Origin of the sequence: Marinobacter halotolerans, assembly GCF_008795985.1 — a bacterium.
Classification (GTDB): Bacteria; Pseudomonadota; Gammaproteobacteria; order Pseudomonadales; family Oleiphilaceae; genus Marinobacter; species Marinobacter halotolerans.
This window is the reverse complement of sequence record NZ_VMHP01000001.1, coordinates 2,034,223-2,048,787: the sequence shown is the minus strand read 5'-3', so window position 1 is coordinate 2,048,787 and position 14,565 is coordinate 2,034,223. Positions and strand designations below refer to the sequence as shown.

At 56.7% G+C, this 14,565-nt stretch carries 16 protein-coding genes and 1 tRNA gene; 9 read left to right on the top strand and 8 right to left on the bottom strand.

Features of this window, described 5'->3' with window-relative positions:
* Positions 1-68: 68 nt before the first annotated feature.
* From FPL19_RS09430 to FPL19_RS09420, 3 genes are all read right to left on the bottom strand, one after another.
* Positions 69-1,631 (bottom strand): ABC transporter substrate-binding protein, encoded by a 1,563-nt coding sequence (locus FPL19_RS09430; protein WP_150912179.1) that lies wholly within the window; start codon positions 1,629-1,631, stop codon positions 69-71.
* Between the two features lie 158 nt (positions 1,632-1,789).
* A complete protein-coding gene (locus tag FPL19_RS09425) occupies positions 1,790-2,512 on the bottom strand; it encodes an LrgB family protein (protein WP_225314352.1) in 723 nt (240 codons plus the stop codon).
* Positions 2,509-2,871, bottom strand: coding sequence for a CidA/LrgA family protein (locus FPL19_RS09420; RefSeq protein WP_150912468.1), 363 nt, complete (start codon positions 2,869-2,871; stop codon positions 2,509-2,511). The genes FPL19_RS09425 and FPL19_RS09420 overlap by 4 nt, the downstream gene beginning before the upstream one ends.
* A 73-nt stretch (positions 2,872-2,944) precedes the next feature.
* Here FPL19_RS09420 and FPL19_RS09415 point away from each other — a divergent pair, with 73 nt between their 5' ends.
* From FPL19_RS09415 to FPL19_RS09395, 5 genes are all read left to right on the top strand, one after another.
* Positions 2,945-3,490 carry a YaeQ family protein gene (locus FPL19_RS09415; RefSeq protein WP_150912177.1) on the top strand — a complete coding sequence of 182 codons (546 nt, stop codon included), beginning with the start codon at positions 2,945-2,947 and terminating at the stop codon, positions 3,488-3,490.
* An 88-nt stretch (positions 3,491-3,578) separates the two neighbouring features.
* A tRNA-Arg gene (locus tag FPL19_RS09410) sits at positions 3,579-3,655 on the top strand.
* 435 nt (positions 3,656-4,090) lie between these two features.
* Positions 4,091-5,527: an OmpA family protein gene (locus tag FPL19_RS09405; RefSeq protein ID WP_150912176.1), complete on the top strand. Its 1,437-nt coding sequence runs from the start codon at positions 4,091-4,093 to the stop codon at positions 5,525-5,527.
* A gap of 37 nt (positions 5,528-5,564) precedes the next feature.
* Positions 5,565-7,145, top strand: coding sequence for a hypothetical protein (locus FPL19_RS09400; protein WP_150912175.1), 1,581 nt, complete (start codon positions 5,565-5,567; stop codon positions 7,143-7,145).
* Entirely contained in the window at positions 7,142-7,987 is an 846-nt protein-coding gene (locus FPL19_RS09395) for a hypothetical protein (RefSeq protein ID WP_150912174.1), read from the top strand. Before FPL19_RS09400 ends, FPL19_RS09395 begins: the two co-directional genes overlap by 4 nt.
* A gap of 178 nt (positions 7,988-8,165) precedes the next feature.
* On the opposite strand, the gene FPL19_RS09390 is transcribed toward FPL19_RS09395, so the two are convergent.
* Positions 8,166-8,570, bottom strand: a complete 405-nt coding sequence (locus tag FPL19_RS09390; protein WP_150912173.1) for a glutaredoxin family protein — start codon at positions 8,568-8,570, stop codon at positions 8,166-8,168.
* A 105-nt stretch (positions 8,571-8,675) separates the two neighbouring features.
* On the bottom strand, positions 8,676-9,104 hold the full coding sequence (locus tag FPL19_RS09385; protein WP_150912172.1) for a VOC family protein: 429 nt from the start codon (positions 9,102-9,104) through the stop codon (positions 8,676-8,678).
* Between the two features lie 257 nt (positions 9,105-9,361).
* Here FPL19_RS09385 and FPL19_RS09380 point away from each other — a divergent pair, with 257 nt between their 5' ends.
* Genes FPL19_RS09380 through FPL19_RS09365 form a run of 4 tightly spaced genes read left to right on the top strand, consistent with a single transcriptional unit; the run spans position 9,362 to position 12,543 of the window.
* Positions 9,362-10,231 (top strand): formate dehydrogenase accessory sulfurtransferase FdhD, encoded by an 870-nt coding sequence (locus FPL19_RS09380; RefSeq protein ID WP_150912171.1) that lies wholly within the window; start codon positions 9,362-9,364, stop codon positions 10,229-10,231.
* On the top strand, positions 10,224-10,811 hold the full coding sequence (gene mobA, locus FPL19_RS09375) for a molybdenum cofactor guanylyltransferase MobA (RefSeq protein ID WP_150912170.1): 588 nt from the start codon (positions 10,224-10,226) through the stop codon (positions 10,809-10,811). The genes FPL19_RS09380 and mobA overlap by 8 nt, the downstream gene beginning before the upstream one ends.
* Positions 10,808-11,299, top strand: coding sequence for a molybdopterin-guanine dinucleotide biosynthesis protein B (mobB, locus tag FPL19_RS09370; RefSeq protein ID WP_150912169.1), 492 nt, complete (start codon positions 10,808-10,810; stop codon positions 11,297-11,299). The genes mobA and mobB overlap by 4 nt, the downstream gene beginning before the upstream one ends.
* Positions 11,296-12,543, top strand: a complete 1,248-nt coding sequence (locus FPL19_RS09365; protein ID WP_150912168.1) for a molybdopterin-binding protein — start codon at positions 11,296-11,298, stop codon at positions 12,541-12,543. The genes mobB and FPL19_RS09365 overlap by 4 nt, the downstream gene beginning before the upstream one ends.
* On the opposite strand, the gene FPL19_RS09360 is transcribed toward FPL19_RS09365, so the two are convergent.
* Genes FPL19_RS09360 through FPL19_RS09350 form a run of 3 tightly spaced genes read right to left on the bottom strand, consistent with a single transcriptional unit; the run spans position 12,544 to position 14,563 of the window.
* Positions 12,544-13,020, bottom strand: a complete 477-nt coding sequence (locus FPL19_RS09360; protein WP_150912167.1) for a DUF6505 family protein — start codon at positions 13,018-13,020, stop codon at positions 12,544-12,546. It abuts the gene before it with no gap.
* Positions 13,017-13,721 (bottom strand): biotin/lipoate--protein ligase family protein, encoded by a 705-nt coding sequence (locus FPL19_RS09355; protein ID WP_150912166.1) that lies wholly within the window; start codon positions 13,719-13,721, stop codon positions 13,017-13,019. Before FPL19_RS09355 ends, FPL19_RS09360 begins: the two co-directional genes overlap by 4 nt.
* Entirely contained in the window at positions 13,718-14,563 is an 846-nt protein-coding gene (locus FPL19_RS09350) for an Mrp/NBP35 family ATP-binding protein (RefSeq protein WP_150912165.1), read from the bottom strand. The genes FPL19_RS09355 and FPL19_RS09350 overlap by 4 nt, the downstream gene beginning before the upstream one ends.
* Positions 14,564-14,565 lie beyond the last annotated feature (2 nt).

Here is a 14,565-nt window from a genome sequence, read left to right as displayed (position 1 = left end):
ATAAGTGCCGGAAAGCCTCTCCCCCATGACGGGAGAGAGGCCCGGAGATTGGCAGTGACGCGAGCCGGTTATTCGATAACCAGATCACCCAGGTACGGGAAGTTCATCACGTTGAGGATTGGCTCGATCTTTACGTTTTCCTTGCTGGCCCAGGCCAGATCCTGCCAGTGCAGAGGAACAAAGGCGGCATCTTCATACAGGCGCTTTTCCACTTCCTGAAGCATCGCGGCCCGCTTTTCCAGATCGGTTTCCACGTTGGCCTTGTTCACCAGGGCATCCAGCTCCGGGTTGCAGTAGTTGCCTGCATTGTACTGGCCGGTGCCGGATTCGGCGTCCGGGCAGAAGGTCAGGAACTCGAAGAAGTTGGCGGAATCCTCGGTATCCGCGTGCCAGCCGATCATCATCATGTCCGCTGCGCGCTCATCATATTCCGGCCAGTACTGGGCCTTCGGCAGGGTCTTCAGATCCACCTTGATATTGATCCGCGCCAGCATGGCGGCGACTGCCTGGGCAATCTTGTCGTCATTCACGTAGCGGTTGTTCGGCGCCATCATGGTAATGGTGAAACCGTCTTCGTAGCCGGCTTCCTTCATCAGCTGCTGTGCCTTGGCGACATCGAAGCGCGGCGTCAGGGACTCATTGTGGCCCTGATAGCCCGCTGGAGACATCTGCGCGGCCGGCGTGGCAAAGCCCTTCATGATCTTGGCAGCGATGCCTTCCTGGTTGATGGCGTAAGCAATGGCCTCACGAACCTTCGGGTTCTTGAAGGCTTCAACCCGATCCTGGTTCATGTGGAACAGGATAATACGGGTGCCGCTCATGGTAACCAGGTTCGAATCATCGTCACGACGGATCCGCTCCAGGTCAGTGGGTGGAACCGGGGCGATAAAGCCCACACCGCCGGACAGCAGGGCAGAGACCCGCGTGTTGTTTTCCTTGATCGGGGTCAGCGTGATCTTGCCAACATTGCCCGGGGATTTGGTATCCCAGTAGTCATCAAATCGTTCAAACTCCACCCGGACGCCCTGCTGGCGATCAGTAATGACGTAGGGCCCGGTGCCGGACAGGTTCTCGGAAGCGAAGGAGTTACCGTGCTTGGTGATTGCGCTCTTGTCCTTGCCGTCTTCGGTCTTGCCGGTGTAGAACTCGCTGTCCATCGGAAAAATGTAGGTGGCGGTGTTCAACAGCAACGGGTAAGGCTGCTTGGTGATCAACTCAAAGGTGTAGTCGTCGATCACTTTCAACTCGCTGAACGGCTGGAAAATCGCCTTGTAATCCTGGCTCTGCTTGAGCCGGTCAAAGGTGAACTTCACATCTTTCGTGGTGAGATCGTTGCCGGAGTGGAATTTCACGCCTTCCCGGAGTTCAAACCGCATGGTGTTTTCATCAATGCGTTCCCAGCTTTTGGCCAGGCGCGGCTCGAATTCCAGATCCTTGGTCCAGCGAATCAGGGGATCGAAGGTCATATGGCTTAGCTGAAGCATGCCACCGGACAGTTGCTCGTGAATATCCAGGGTCACGGGGTCGGCGTCGTACGCCATCTTCAGTTCCTTGTTCGCCTCGGCAGACATTGCCATCGGAGCGGCCGCCAGGGCCACAGAACCAACAAAAGCGGTCAGTAGTTTTTTCATCGCGTTTTCCGTCGCTGTTTTAAGAATTTTGATGACCATCGGCGCAAAACAACGGCGCTCAATGACTGCGTTCAAACCTAGTCGCGGAAAACCCTTACGGCAATCGAAATTGCAACATGCGGCTATTCGTGAAGTGAATGACCTGATTCGGGGCGCCCCTAGAACTGGAAAAACAGCGGTAGAATCAGCGCGGTAAATACACCCGTCAGCCCCATACCGAGAGAGGCAAACGCGCCGGCTGCGTGACTGATCTCGAACGCCCGTGCGGTTCCGATGGCGTGGCCGTTCAGGCCCAGAGCAAACCCCAGAATCCGCTCGTCTTCCACTGGCAGCCAGCGCGCGAGCAGGTCAACGAACAGGGTTGCGACTACCCCGGTCACCAGCAGCCCACCCATCATCAGCGATACCGAACCGCCCAGTTGTTCGGTAATGCCAATGGCAATAGGTGCGGTCACAGACTTGGGTGCCAATGACGCCAGCACCAGCGGCGTACCCCCCAGAGCCCAGCCAATCACCACCGCATACACCGCAGCCAAGGTAGCGGCCACCGGCAGCGTGCACAGAATCGGTCGCCACATTGCGCGGATATGGTGCATCTGCTGATAGAGGGGAATGCCGAGCGCAACCGTGGCCGGGCCCAGCAGCACCGTCAGCCAGCGGGCGCCCTCCCGATACTGGTCATAGTCCAGCGCCAGCGCCGCAATCACGGCCGACAAAAAAAACGCGGAAATCACCACCGGCGGCAGCCAGATCGGCCGCCCCAGTCGGGCAAACAGCCAGTTGCCCGCAAAAAAAGCTCCCAGGGTAAGACCGATGGCCAGAGCCGGCGTGCCCGACAGCACATCCGGGACGCCCAGCAGTCGCTCGAAGACACCGTTCACTGGCTGTCCTCCCGCTGTCCACGTCGAACCAGAAAGCTCATCAGCAGGAGCGTGGTGATCACACTGAGAAAGGTGCCAACCAGCAACGCTGCCCCGACCGCCAGCCATTGGCCTGCAAACTGATCCGCCTTGAAGAACACGCCGACAACGCCGGGCATGATCAGCAGAACCAGCACGGAAATCAGTCCTTGGCTCGCCGACGCCAGTTCATTGCTGACTCCACCCAGGGTCATCAGCGTGACGGTCATCGCAATCATGCCCAGCACACCGCCACTGACCGGCAGGGCGAATACCAGCCGACAGGCCTCGCCCAGCAGATAAAACAGAACCAGAACCAGAAAACCACGCAACAATCCCATGCCGCCCCACTCGTCCGAAAGAAATTGCATTACACTGGTGCTTCGATTGCCACTCTACACCAGCAGGAAGCCCATGGCGCTCAAAGCAACCATCTGCAAGGCGACACTTAATATCGCCGACATGGACCGACACTATTACGCGGACCATCATCTGACCCTGGCCCAGCACCCGTCAGAAACCGACGAGCGGATGATGGTCCGCCTGCTGGCGTTTGCAATAAACGCCAGCGACACCCTGGAATTCACCCGGGGCCTGAGTACCGACGACGAGCCGGAATTGTGGCAGAAAAGCCTGAGCGACGAGATCGAACTCTGGATCGACCTGGGCCTGCCGGATGAAGACCGCATTCGCAAAGCCTGCAACCGCGCCCGGGAAGTCATCCTGTACACCTATGGCGACCGCGCCTTTCCGGTCTGGTGGGACAAACACCGGGGCAAACTGGAACGTTTCGGCAACCTCCAGGTTATTCATCTGCCTGGCGAGCCCGTCGAAGCATTTGCCAAGCTTGCCGACCGTTCCATGGGCTTTCAGGTGACCATTCAGGAAGGCGAGGTAACCTTCAGCAACGACAACAGCCTGGCATCGATCACCCCCGAGCCACAGCTGACAATATCCTGATGATTTCTCTTGCCCACGAGGACTGGACAGGCCCCGTGGTCGCACGTACCATAGCGACCTCGAAATTGCGGCATCCGCCGTTTCGTATCCGCCCGTAGCTCAGCTGGATAGAGCGCTGCCCTCCGGAGGCAGAGGTCAGAGGTTCGAATCCTCTCGGGCGGGCCATATCTTTTAAAGGCCTGCGTGAAAACGCAGGCCTTTTTTATTGGGCTATGTCCACATTGTGTCCATCCAGAATCTTGCCAATCACCAGTAGTCGGACATTTGACCTTTACTAAGTTTTGCAAAGACTGTGAGTAAGAGTCTTTTTATTGCCCACACTTCTCAAGTGACTCGCCTCTCAATAGGCCACCTGCAGAGGCATCGGTTCTTACATTCCATGGCCTGCATTCAGCCGAATGACCCCCAGCACCACACGGTAGAGAAAATAGGCAAATTGTAAAACGCCGCAAAACGTTCACGTTTATTAACGCTTTTCTTACAAGAACTTGCATATCTGAGGCTGGCGGTATGTTCGGTTTAGTTACTTTCCGTTAAGGTTCACGGGGCCGGGTAAACGGAAGAACTATTTAAACGAAACCTTAAAATACAGAGGAAGTTATGGGGAAATCAAAAATCGCAGTCGCCGTGTCGATGGGGTCGGTCCTCATGTTGTCGTCTGGCTGCGCAAATTTTTCACAAACCATGAAAGAAAATGCCGGGAAGATAGGTGGCGTTGTTCTCGGTGCCGGCGCGGGCTACCTTGCTTGCGACGGCGATCCAGCTTGTGTCGCAGCTGGTCTGGTTGGCGGCCTGGTCCTCGGCGATCTTTATGATAAGCGCCAAGAGCAGCTTCGAAAGCTGGCGAAAGAGAAGAACATCGCTCTCGAAACCAGAACAGTGAAGACCTTTAACTCCGACGAGGAAAACGGTCTGGAGCTGGCCATCAACGAAGGCGGTATGTTTGAACTGGGATCAGCTGAATTGAAAACCCGATCCCGGCTGGATCTGATGTCTGTCGCCACTGTATATCGGGAACAGACTCAGAAGATTCTCGTGATTGGCCATACCGACGCCACGGGGTCTGACGCGTATAACCAAACCCTGTCAGAAAAACGTGCCAGAAGCGTGGCCAAGCTGTTCAAAGAAGTTGGTGTGCCTGCCGATCAGATCTATTTTCAGGGTGCCGGGGAATCGCAACCCGTAGCCACGAATGACACGCTTGAAGGTCGTTCCACAAATCGCCGAGTGGAGATCGTTGAAATCGACAGTGAGGAATCGCTGTCGGCATACAACCTTCAGCGCCAGAACGATAGCAAGTACCTCGCCCACTCTAACCGGACCACTGAGGAAAAGGCTGAGATCCGTAAGCGCGTAAAGTCTGCACCTGAACCAAAGCCAGTTGAAAAGCCAGAAGTTGCTGAAAAAGTTCCAGAGCCCAAGCCCACGCCCTCATCCATGGCGATGTTGGACTTTGGCGGAGTGCCTGCGTCGTCTGATTTCAGCCAGATCAAGCAAGCGGCAGGGCCTGCCTCAGAGGATAACGGCATCAGCTTTTCTTTGTTCTCAGAGGCCGTGGCCAATGAACCTGCTGACTTATCCCCCTGCTACATGGAAGCCCCTCGCGTCACAGGTGACATTCAGAACCTGGCATCGGGTAAAAAGCTCAAAGCCAGTGATCTTGAAATGGCTGATTACTGGCCTGGCCTGAACGGTAGTGTCTGGTACGACGGTAACGTGAACGGCCATGGCATTGGTTATGTCGACCTTGTTGTAGGCAGAGACACGGGCATTCCGAAAGGCCGGCCTACGGTGAAGATCTACGAAAACGTGAAATCGGAGAACACCCCTGATTTTGTCGATCAGCCTCACATCGAGACCTACCCCGGCGAGAAGGGTCTGCTTCTGCGCACCTATTTCGATGAAAACCACCCAGTTGAGTGCATGGATGTGGTCATGGCAAATGGCCCCAGTCGGTCAGCCAAAGCAGGCGTTCTTTACTACGCCAGCGGAGAGACCATCTATGAAAAAAACATCAACCTGACTCGAATTCGATAACTGGCCTGCTTCAATCGCATTAAACGAGGATTCAAAAATGGATAGCATTCTCAGCGCCATAAACGATTACCGCATCATCCTTGGTGCGATCGTTCTTACCCTGATCGCTTTGATTTTAATCAAGTATTTTTGGGAGCAAGTTTCATTTCACGTCTTGCGCATGAAAATGAACGCTCCCTTGTTTGGCAAGATTAAAAAGCTGGCCAAAAACCCCGCCCGTGATGATGCCGGCTGGTTCCACTCAGAGAAAGACCTATGTAGCGAGTTTGAGCCGTTCTACAAAAAGGTCGACAAAGGCCCTGAGTATTACGACAACTGCAAAAACTATTTGAGCAAAGTCGGCGAGCTTGGGCGTAAGAATCTGGGTTTCTTCGGCTGGCTGGCGATCAGCATTATGGTCTTCATTGAGGCTATGGGTTTCTCCTACGTGCTGGCCGGCTTCACAATTCCGGGTGCCAGTGAGTCCCTGCAGCAGCAAGGCGCGATCGGGATCGCGATTCTGATTTCGGGTCTATTGGTGGCCTTTACTCACTTCACCGGTCATGAGCTGCACAAAAACCAACTGGTTAAGACTGTGCGGGTCTGGTGGCGTCAGGATAATGATCAACCCAATCTCGCGCCTCGCCCGCGGGTGAAGCTTGAAAATGACTATGAAGACGACAATGATCCTGCCTGGCGGATGATGCTAAGCCGGCTGTCTACCAATGCCGAAGTTACTCCGGCCTACTGGGCAACAATCGGAACGGTTATCTTCGTAGTCCTTGTCGCCATCGGCTCAACTTATGTCCGGGGACAAGTTCTCGAATCTGAAGCTATGGAGCAGCATAGAAGCCAGACTTCAGCCGGCCCCGTTGCAAGCTCTGATGATCCCTACGCAACGGCGGTCCCACCTGACCTGGTAGAGAGCCAGCAAGAAACGGACGCAGCCGTTGAAGAAGGCATCACCAACGCAACGCTTAAAGGCGGCTGGGCGACGTTTATCGTGCTGGCGGTAATCTTTATCTTCCTTCAGGCTCTCGGCGTGCTCATCGGTTACAAAACGGGTTTTGCAGGCAAGGAGTCAGGCATTGCCCACAAGTACACCCGAAAATTCAACACGCGGGACGAGTTTGAGGCTCACCATGAGCGCAAGCGTAATCTGGTTGTCCAAATTGCTCAGAGGAATCTCACCAAGCTTCAGGCCCTGATGGCCAAGAAATTGAGCCAGGTGGCCACAGACAAGGGCATGCTCAAAACGCTTGAAGGCGGCAACAACCGCACCTTCCTTGCCTACAACCATCGGAGCACGACTGAGCAAGGTCATCACGACGTGAATGAAGCCGTAGCCCGCAATGATCGTGATACGAAACTGGCACGCGTTTCAGCGCCCCGCGCTCAACAAGCTTCTCCAGCTCAAACAGAGACTGCACAACCTGCCCCGGCCCCAGAGGCGAATTCTCCAGGCGATTCTCACGGCCTTGAGGAGTCCGAAATCCAGCAGTGGATGGATAAGCTGGGATGGGAACGTCAGCGCACTATTGATCTTCTGATCAAACAGCGCGAGAAGAAAGCTGCTCAGGCCAAACCGGAGGTTTCAGAGGAAGACGCACTGCGCATGATGGAGGAATCCAATCAATGATGACCGGTATCAGATCTGGATTTGTAAGAACGCTTACAGCCTGTCTGATCGTTGGGGCGACTTCAGTCGCCCACAGCGCCAGCCGGGATGATTTCCCGACATGCTACGGCTTGCTGGGCAAAGCAGCACAGGAACAGTCGGCGAAACGAGAGCTGTTTGTTGTGATCGATCAAACCCTGGAGTTTGAAGTGGATCTGAAGCGGCATGTTCATGCCAAGGTTCACGAATATCTTCAGCCTGGCGATCGGATCAGTGTTATGACATTTAGCGCCTATGCCAAAGGCCGCTATGCTCAGATGCCACTTACCGGAAAGCTTGATCATCCTCTTGATGAGGACACGCGCTTCGATACTGGCAAGTCAGACCTTCGCAATTTTGATCGATGCATGGAACGGCAGAAGTCCTTTGTAAAAGCCAAGATCGATGAGGTTTTGAAAGCCGCTTTCGAACATGCAAGCTCGAATCTCCCCAAGACAGAGCTGATGGGCTCTTTGGTCAACTTTGGTGAAGGGGTAATCTCTCCGTCAAAAGCGCCGGAGAAGTCCGTTCTGATCGTCTCAGATATGATGGAGAATTCCGAGGCCGTATCCTTCTACAGAAACGGAGGCATCCAGAACCTGGATATTGAAGATACTCTCCGCAAAACTGAAGAAGCTGACCTGATCAGCAACATGGGGGGTGCGTCAGTGAACGTGATCGGTGCGGGCATATCCGGGAACGATGATTATTTGAGTCAGACAGCCATGAGAAATATGCAAAGCTTTTGGACTGGATACTTTGAACGCTCCGACGCCAGCCTTGCTGGCTGGGGACAGCCTCAGCTTTTCGGTGCAATTCGCTAGGGTTGCCAGCCCCCCGCTGCCCTGAAGATCTGGGGCATGCTTAACTTTCGCGCCCCGATATCGGGGCGTTTTTGTGACTGATTTGCTCCCTTAAAACCACGCGCAAGCATGTTCATGAGGTCGAACCTGGACATTGACTGGCTGATTATTCTTGTCCTTTTGACCCCATCCCAATCTCTCAGGCAGTTCCCGAGCCTGGCTCGAACCGCTCCTGCAACCACGCCTTGATAGCATCAGACTCATACACCCATTTCTCACTGTCATTGGCATCAGCAATCAATAAACAGGGTACTTTGACTTGCCCACCGCCATTGTGCAGTGCTTCACGGTGATGATCATCGTGCTGGGCGTTGCGAGTTTCGATGTTCAGTCCCAGGCGCGCTATTTCCTTACGCACCTTGATACAGAAAGGGCAGGCACTGAACTGGTAAAGCGCCAGGTTTTCGCACGCTCTATCCACACGTTCCTGGTCTTCGGGGGAGCGCTCAACGCTCTTTGGCGTGCTGAGTTTCTCGCTGATCAGCATAAACGGGGTCAGGATCAGGCGGAGGCCGCGGAAAAAATAGCGAATGACAATTCTCATGGAAGGAATATGACTCCGGTTAAAGGGGTGAGCCGAATCAGGCGCTCACCCGTGCAGGTATTCGAGATTACCATTCCGCCGGCATCCGGGCCAAACCAGGCCCCCTCATTTCGCAAACAGGGCTGACATATCCGCAAACGCTTTCATTTCCACCGCATTACCACTGGGATCGCGGAAAAACATCGTGGCCTGCTCGCCCGGTTCACCCTTGAAGCGAATGTAGGGTTCGATGATGAAATCCATACCCGCAGCCTTGAGGCGCTCGGCCAGCGCGTGCCACTCGTCCATATCCAGAACCACGCCAAAATGACGCACAGGCACGGCGTGCCCGTCGACGGCATTTTCAGCGCCTTCATCCGCACTATCCGGCGCCAGGTGTGCAACGATCTGGTGGCCGTAAAAGTCGAAGTCGATCCACTGGTCTGAGCTTCTGCCTTCCGGACAGTTCAGCAACTCGCCGTAGAATTTGCGGGCTTCGTTCAAATCATGAACCGGAAAAGCAAGGTGAAAGGGAGGAATTATTGCTCTGGTCATCACGCCATCCTTCGAACGGTTAGTTTCAAATAATGTAACTCATGACATTCGCTAATCGGAAAGCATATATTCTGACCCGATTACTCATTCAGGGTGATTGACGACGAGCCCGTAGCAGCAGAGTCTTTAACCTGGCCGACCAAAGTCAGGCTCGACGTCCGGCCTTTGACATAGTATTGATACCCCATGACTGTGTGGCATCAGGTTGATGACCAACAGCTTTTTCTCCGGAAGCCAGACAGGCGAAACAGGTATACATGACGATTGCACCGCTATTACCGACCCCCGCCGACCCCCGGTTGTCCCGCACCGTCGAGGGCGTTGACGAACATGGCCAGGCAAAATCCATCAGCGTGATCGAAGAACGCCCGCTGACCATCTACCTGAACCGTCAGGAGATCGTCACGGCCATGACCATCGGCGATTACCCGGAATACCTGGCGCTCGGCTTTTTGCTGAACCAGGGCATGCTGAGCGAGGCTGACCAGATCACCGGAATTGATTTCGACGAAGAACTGGAAGTGGTGGTGGTCCGTACCGCCAGCGCCACCAATGTCGAGGATAAACTGGAGAAGAAAACCCGCACGTCCGGCTGTGCCGTGGGCACCGTGTTCGGCGACATGATGGCCGGGCTTGAAGGGCTGTCCTTGCCGGACACACCGGTTCATACCAGCACCTTTTACGACCTGTCCTACCAGATCAACCACACGCCCAGCCTTTATATGGAAACCGGTGCCATTCATGGCACCGCCCTGTGCCACGGCCTGGACGTTCTGGCGTATATGGAAGACGTCGGGCGCCATAACGCGGTGGACAAGATCGCCGGGTGGATGCATCTGAACGATATCCAGGCGGCGGACAAGGTGCTTTACACCACCGGCCGCCTGACCTCGGAGATGGTTATCAAAACGGCGCTAATGGGCATACCCACACTGATCAGCCGGTCCGGCTTTACCGCATGGGGAGTGGACATCGCGCAGCAGGTGGGCCTGACATTGATCGGACGTATGCGAGGCAAGAAATTCACCTGCCTCAGTGGCCAGCACCGCCTGGTGTTCGACCAGGACCTGTCCCAGGTGCCGGACGACGACAAAAAAATGCGGCGTAAAGGAGCCCAACGTGACTGAATGCGCCGTGATTCTGGCCGGTGGCCAGGCCAACCGTATGGGTGGTGGTGATAAAGGAAGGCTGATGCTCGGAGATCAGTCACTGATTGAGCGTGTCATCGAGCGAATCACACCACAAGTCCATTCCGTCGTATTAAACGCGAACGGAGACCTTAGCCGCTTTGCGGATCTGGGCCTGCCCGTGGTGGCCGATTCCATCAGCGATTTTCCGGGCCCATTGGCCGGTGTGCTGGCAGGCATGGACTGGGCCGCCGAACAGGGCCACGAGTGGCTGATCAGCGTCGCTGCCGACACCCCCTGCTTTCCCCTGGATCTGGCCAGACGCCTGGCCGAGGGCGACACGCCGGTGGTGCTGGCCGCCACACCTGACCCGGACCGTGGCCGGCTGCCCCAGCCGACCTTCGGTCGGTGGAATGTGGCATTACGGCATGATCTGAGGGCCGCTCTCAAGGACGGCGTGCGAAAAATACGACAATGGACACAGGCCCAGGGGGAATCCCTGGTCGTATTTGGTCAGGACGACTTTTTCAACATCAATACCCCGGAAGACCTGGCCTGGGCGGAGCAGAACCTGAAGTGAATGTTATTGGCATTGTAGGCTGGAAAAACTGCGGCAAGACTACCCTGGTCAGTGCCGTCATCCGCGAACTGTCGAGCCGCGGGTTAACCGTCAGCTCGATCAAACACGCCCATCACGCGGTAGACGTGGACCAGCCCGGAACTGATAGCTATCGGCACCGGGACGCCGGCGCAAGGGAAGTCATCCTGGCCGGCGGACAGCGCATTGCCATCATGCAGGAGCTGCGCGGCGACGCCGAACCAACACTGGATGAACTGTTGGCCCGGCTGACCCCCTGTGACTGGGTGATTGTCGAAGGGTTCAAAACCCATTCCCATCCCAAAATAGAGGTGCACCGCCAGGATTGCGGCCGCGCACCCCTGTTCCGGGAAGACCCCAGTATCATTGCGGTGGCCACTGACTACGCTGCCGACTACCCGGGCCCGAAATACGGGTTAGACGATGTCGCAGGGATTGCGGACTTTATTGTGAGTCAGACAAAGCCATGAAAGAACTTCGCAACGACTGTTTTGCCCTGCCCCCCGGAGTGAACTGGACGCCAGTGGAAGAGGCCCTTGAGCGGCTGCGTTCACGACTGCATCCGGTGGTAGGCGTAGAACAGGCAGTTCCACTGGCACAGGCCAACGGCCGCATTCTGGCCAGCGATGTGACGGCACCCCGGGCCCATCCACCCAGCAACAATTCAGCGGTCGACGGCTATGCGTTCGCCGGCCCGGTAGACCAGGTGCCCTGCACTCTGGCCCTGGTGGATGGCCGCAGCGCGGCAGGCGAACCCTATCTGGGGCAGGTCCCCGCAGGCCATGCCATCCGCATTCTGACCGGCGCGGTGATTCCGGCTGGCACGGATACCGTCGTCCTGGAAGAGGACTGCGAGGTCAAAGACAATCAGCTGCATCTGAACGGCACCCTGAAAGCCGGCGCCAACGCCCGCAAAGCAGGTGAAGACATTCAGACACAGGATCTTATCCTGACCGCGGCAACTCGGCTGACGCCAACCCAGATTTCCGTGCTGGCCAGTGTCGGTATCGAATCAGTGAATGTGTACCAGCGTCTACGGGTTGGCGTTCTGTCCACCGGAGACGAGGTGAAGCCGGTGGGGGCCGCCGTTACCGACTGGCAGATTTACGATGCCAACCGCCCCATGCTCAGCGCCCTGGTAACCCAGCTTGGCTATGAGCTGGTGGATCTGGGGCACGTGCTGGACAACGCCGAAGACGTCAGAGGTGCGCTGGAACGGGGCGCCGAGCAGTGCGACCTGATTCTCACCAGCGGCGGCGTGTCCGCCGGCGACGAGGACCATGTATCGAAAACCCTGAAAGCCCATGGCGATATCAGCAACTGGCGTATCGCCATCAAACCGGGCCGCCCGCTGGCGCTGGCCATGTTCCACGGCACGCCTGTGGTGGGCCTGCCGGGCAATCCGGTGGCCGCCTGGGTCTGCGCACTTCGCTTTGCGGCGCCAGCCATGGCGTTGCTGGCGGGGGGCGAGTGGTTTGAACCCCAGGGTTATGTGATACCGGCGAATTTCTCGAAAAACAAGAAGCCCGGGCGCAGCGAAATGCTGCGAGCCAGGGTGCATAACGGTCAGGTTGAGGTCTTTGGGTCGGAAGGTTCGGGGCGCGTCACCGGCCTGGCCTGGTCCGAAGGGCTGGTGGAACTGGACGAGAGCGCTCAGCAGATAGAGCCAGGCACCCCCGTCCGCTTTATCCCCTACGGCAGTTTCGGACTATAATCATTCCACGCTGCCATGCATTGCAAATGCTTCCAGTGAGGCATCCTGGGGCGCCCGGGAGCGGAAGGTTTCCTCAACGCCCAGGTCGGTCAGCGTACGGCTGACCATCAGCAAGGTGTTTTCCTCGAAGTCTTCGCACATGGCGCGCATCTGATCGATTTCTTCGCTGGCTACGGGGTAGGCGGCGTCAATATCCGGCGCGCCGTAGACATCCACAAACGTCTGCGCAAGGGTCCGCCTCAGCTGTTCCAGCTCGGACTCGGTGATCTGGCAGACGCCCACGAAGCTGGCCCGGCCACCACAATCAATGCTGTACCAGCCGTTGGCGAAGGCCTGTCGGGCCTTGCCGGTCAGATCCGCTTCGGTCCAGTTGGAAAACTCGAATCCACCCGAGATGGCCCATTCGCCACTAAGTGCGGGCCTCTCGTAAACGTTTTCATCGGATATATCCAGTCTCAGGGTTCGGGCCAGTTTCATACTTGCTCCGCGAATTGAATCAGGCTGATGGTCTCGGTCATGGGGCCGTCACGCAGCAACATACGACCTTTTTCGTCCAGGCCAACAAATACGCCAGGTTTGGGCGTTTCCACTTGCTCGCCCAGGGTATCGCATCGAGGCCGCCACTCCTTGTGGATACGCTCTGCGCCCTCATCCAGTAAGTAGGTCAGCCACAACAGTGTGTGCCTGGACCAGCTTTCCAGCAAGGCCATGGGCATTACGTCACTGCAGCCTTCTTCCAGCAGACAGGTTTCGTTCGGGTTCGCACCCGGATCGTCGCCTTGAGGAATAAACGGCAGTTCGATACCCACCACCAGCCAGTTGGGTTGCTCATCGGGATCAGACACATCCGCGGCAAACCGGACCTTGCCACAGACCGCACCGTTGACCTTGATTCGGTCCGGCCATAGAAAATGCACCGGTACCTCAGGCGGGGCCAGCGCCCCCAGGCTTTCCGCCAGGCCGATCTGGGCCACGTAAACTGCCTGGATCGCCTCCTCCAACGGAGTCTCCGGCGCCAGAACCAGCGCTGCCCGTAACGTATCCCCCGCTTCGGAATAAAACACCGTACCAGAATCGACGCCGGCAACAGCGCGGCTGACGGCTTTTTCAAACGGGTCCATATTCCTGGGCACCACTTCTCCCGACAACAGCGGCGGGAAGGTAGGCGTCTCGATCATTGGATGGCCTTAGCGTAGGCTTCGGACGCGATAATCTCGTCGGCGATGTGCTGGAAAGCCCGGGCCTGAGGGCTATCGGGCTTTGAAACCACAATCGGTACGCCGCCGTCCGAGCCAACGCGGATTTCCAGATCCAGGGGGATTTCGCCCAGGAACGGCGAGCCCAGCTTTTCAGCCTCGGCACGAGCACCCCCATGACCGAAGAGGTGATGCTCCTTGCCACATCCGTCGCACACAAAGGAAGACATATTCTCCACCAGGCCAAACAGGGGCACTTCCATACGCTTGAACATATCGATGCCTTTGCGGGCATCCATCAGCGCAATGTCCTGTGGCGTTGAGACGATTACAGCGCCGGCCACGAAAAACTTCTGGCTCAGCGTCATCTGCACATCACCGGTTCCTGGCGGCAGATCCACCAGCAACACATCCAGCCTGCCCCAGTCCACCTGGTTCATCATTTGTTCCAGCGCGCCCATCAACATGGGCCCACGCCAGACAATGGCCTCGCCCTCGGGAGCCATCAGACCCAGCGACATCAAAGTGACGCCGTGGTTGCGCAGGGGCAGGATGGTATTGCCATCCGGGCTGGATGGGCGCCCGGAGACACCCAACATGCGGGGCTGGCTGGGGCCATAGACGTCAGCATCCAGCAGACCAACTTTCAGGCCTTTCGAAGCCATCGCAACGGCCAGGTTGGAAGACACTGTGGATTTTCCTACACCGCCCTTGCCTGAGGCGATGGCGATGATCCGGTCAATCCCTCTGGGGTTCTTGTCCTGTGGCCGGGGCGCATCTGTGCCGATCAGATTGGGTTTTCCGGCATCGACGTATTCAACCATGC

Coding starts and splice junctions, on each gene's coding strand:
- FPL19_RS09430 (WP_150912179.1), bottom strand. CDS start 1,631: ATGAAAAAACTACTGACCGCTTTTGTTGGTTCTGTGGCCCTGGCGGCC.
- FPL19_RS09420 (WP_150912468.1), bottom strand. CDS start 2,871: ATGGGATTGTTGCGTGGTTTTCTGGTTCTGGTTCTGTTTTATCTGCTG.
- FPL19_RS09415 (WP_150912177.1), top strand. CDS start 2,945: ATGGCGCTCAAAGCAACCATCTGCAAGGCGACACTTAATATCGCCGAC.
- FPL19_RS09405 (WP_150912176.1), top strand. CDS start 4,091: ATGGGGAAATCAAAAATCGCAGTCGCCGTGTCGATGGGGTCGGTCCTC.
- FPL19_RS09400 (WP_150912175.1), top strand. CDS start 5,565: ATGGATAGCATTCTCAGCGCCATAAACGATTACCGCATCATCCTTGGT.
- FPL19_RS09395 (WP_150912174.1), top strand. CDS start 7,142: ATGATGACCGGTATCAGATCTGGATTTGTAAGAACGCTTACAGCCTGT.
- FPL19_RS09390 (WP_150912173.1), bottom strand. CDS start 8,570: ATGAGAATTGTCATTCGCTATTTTTTCCGCGGCCTCCGCCTGATCCTG.
- FPL19_RS09385 (WP_150912172.1), bottom strand. CDS start 9,104: ATGACCAGAGCAATAATTCCTCCCTTTCACCTTGCTTTTCCGGTTCAT.
- FPL19_RS09380 (WP_150912171.1), top strand. CDS start 9,362: ATGACGATTGCACCGCTATTACCGACCCCCGCCGACCCCCGGTTGTCC.
- FPL19_RS09365 (WP_150912168.1), top strand. CDS start 11,296: ATGAAAGAACTTCGCAACGACTGTTTTGCCCTGCCCCCCGGAGTGAAC.
- FPL19_RS09360 (WP_150912167.1), bottom strand. CDS start 13,020: ATGAAACTGGCCCGAACCCTGAGACTGGATATATCCGATGAAAACGTT.
- FPL19_RS09355 (WP_150912166.1), bottom strand. CDS start 13,721: ATGATCGAGACGCCTACCTTCCCGCCGCTGTTGTCGGGAGAAGTGGTG.
- FPL19_RS09350 (WP_150912165.1), bottom strand. CDS start 14,563: ATGGTTGAATACGTCGATGCCGGAAAACCCAATCTGATCGGCACAGAT.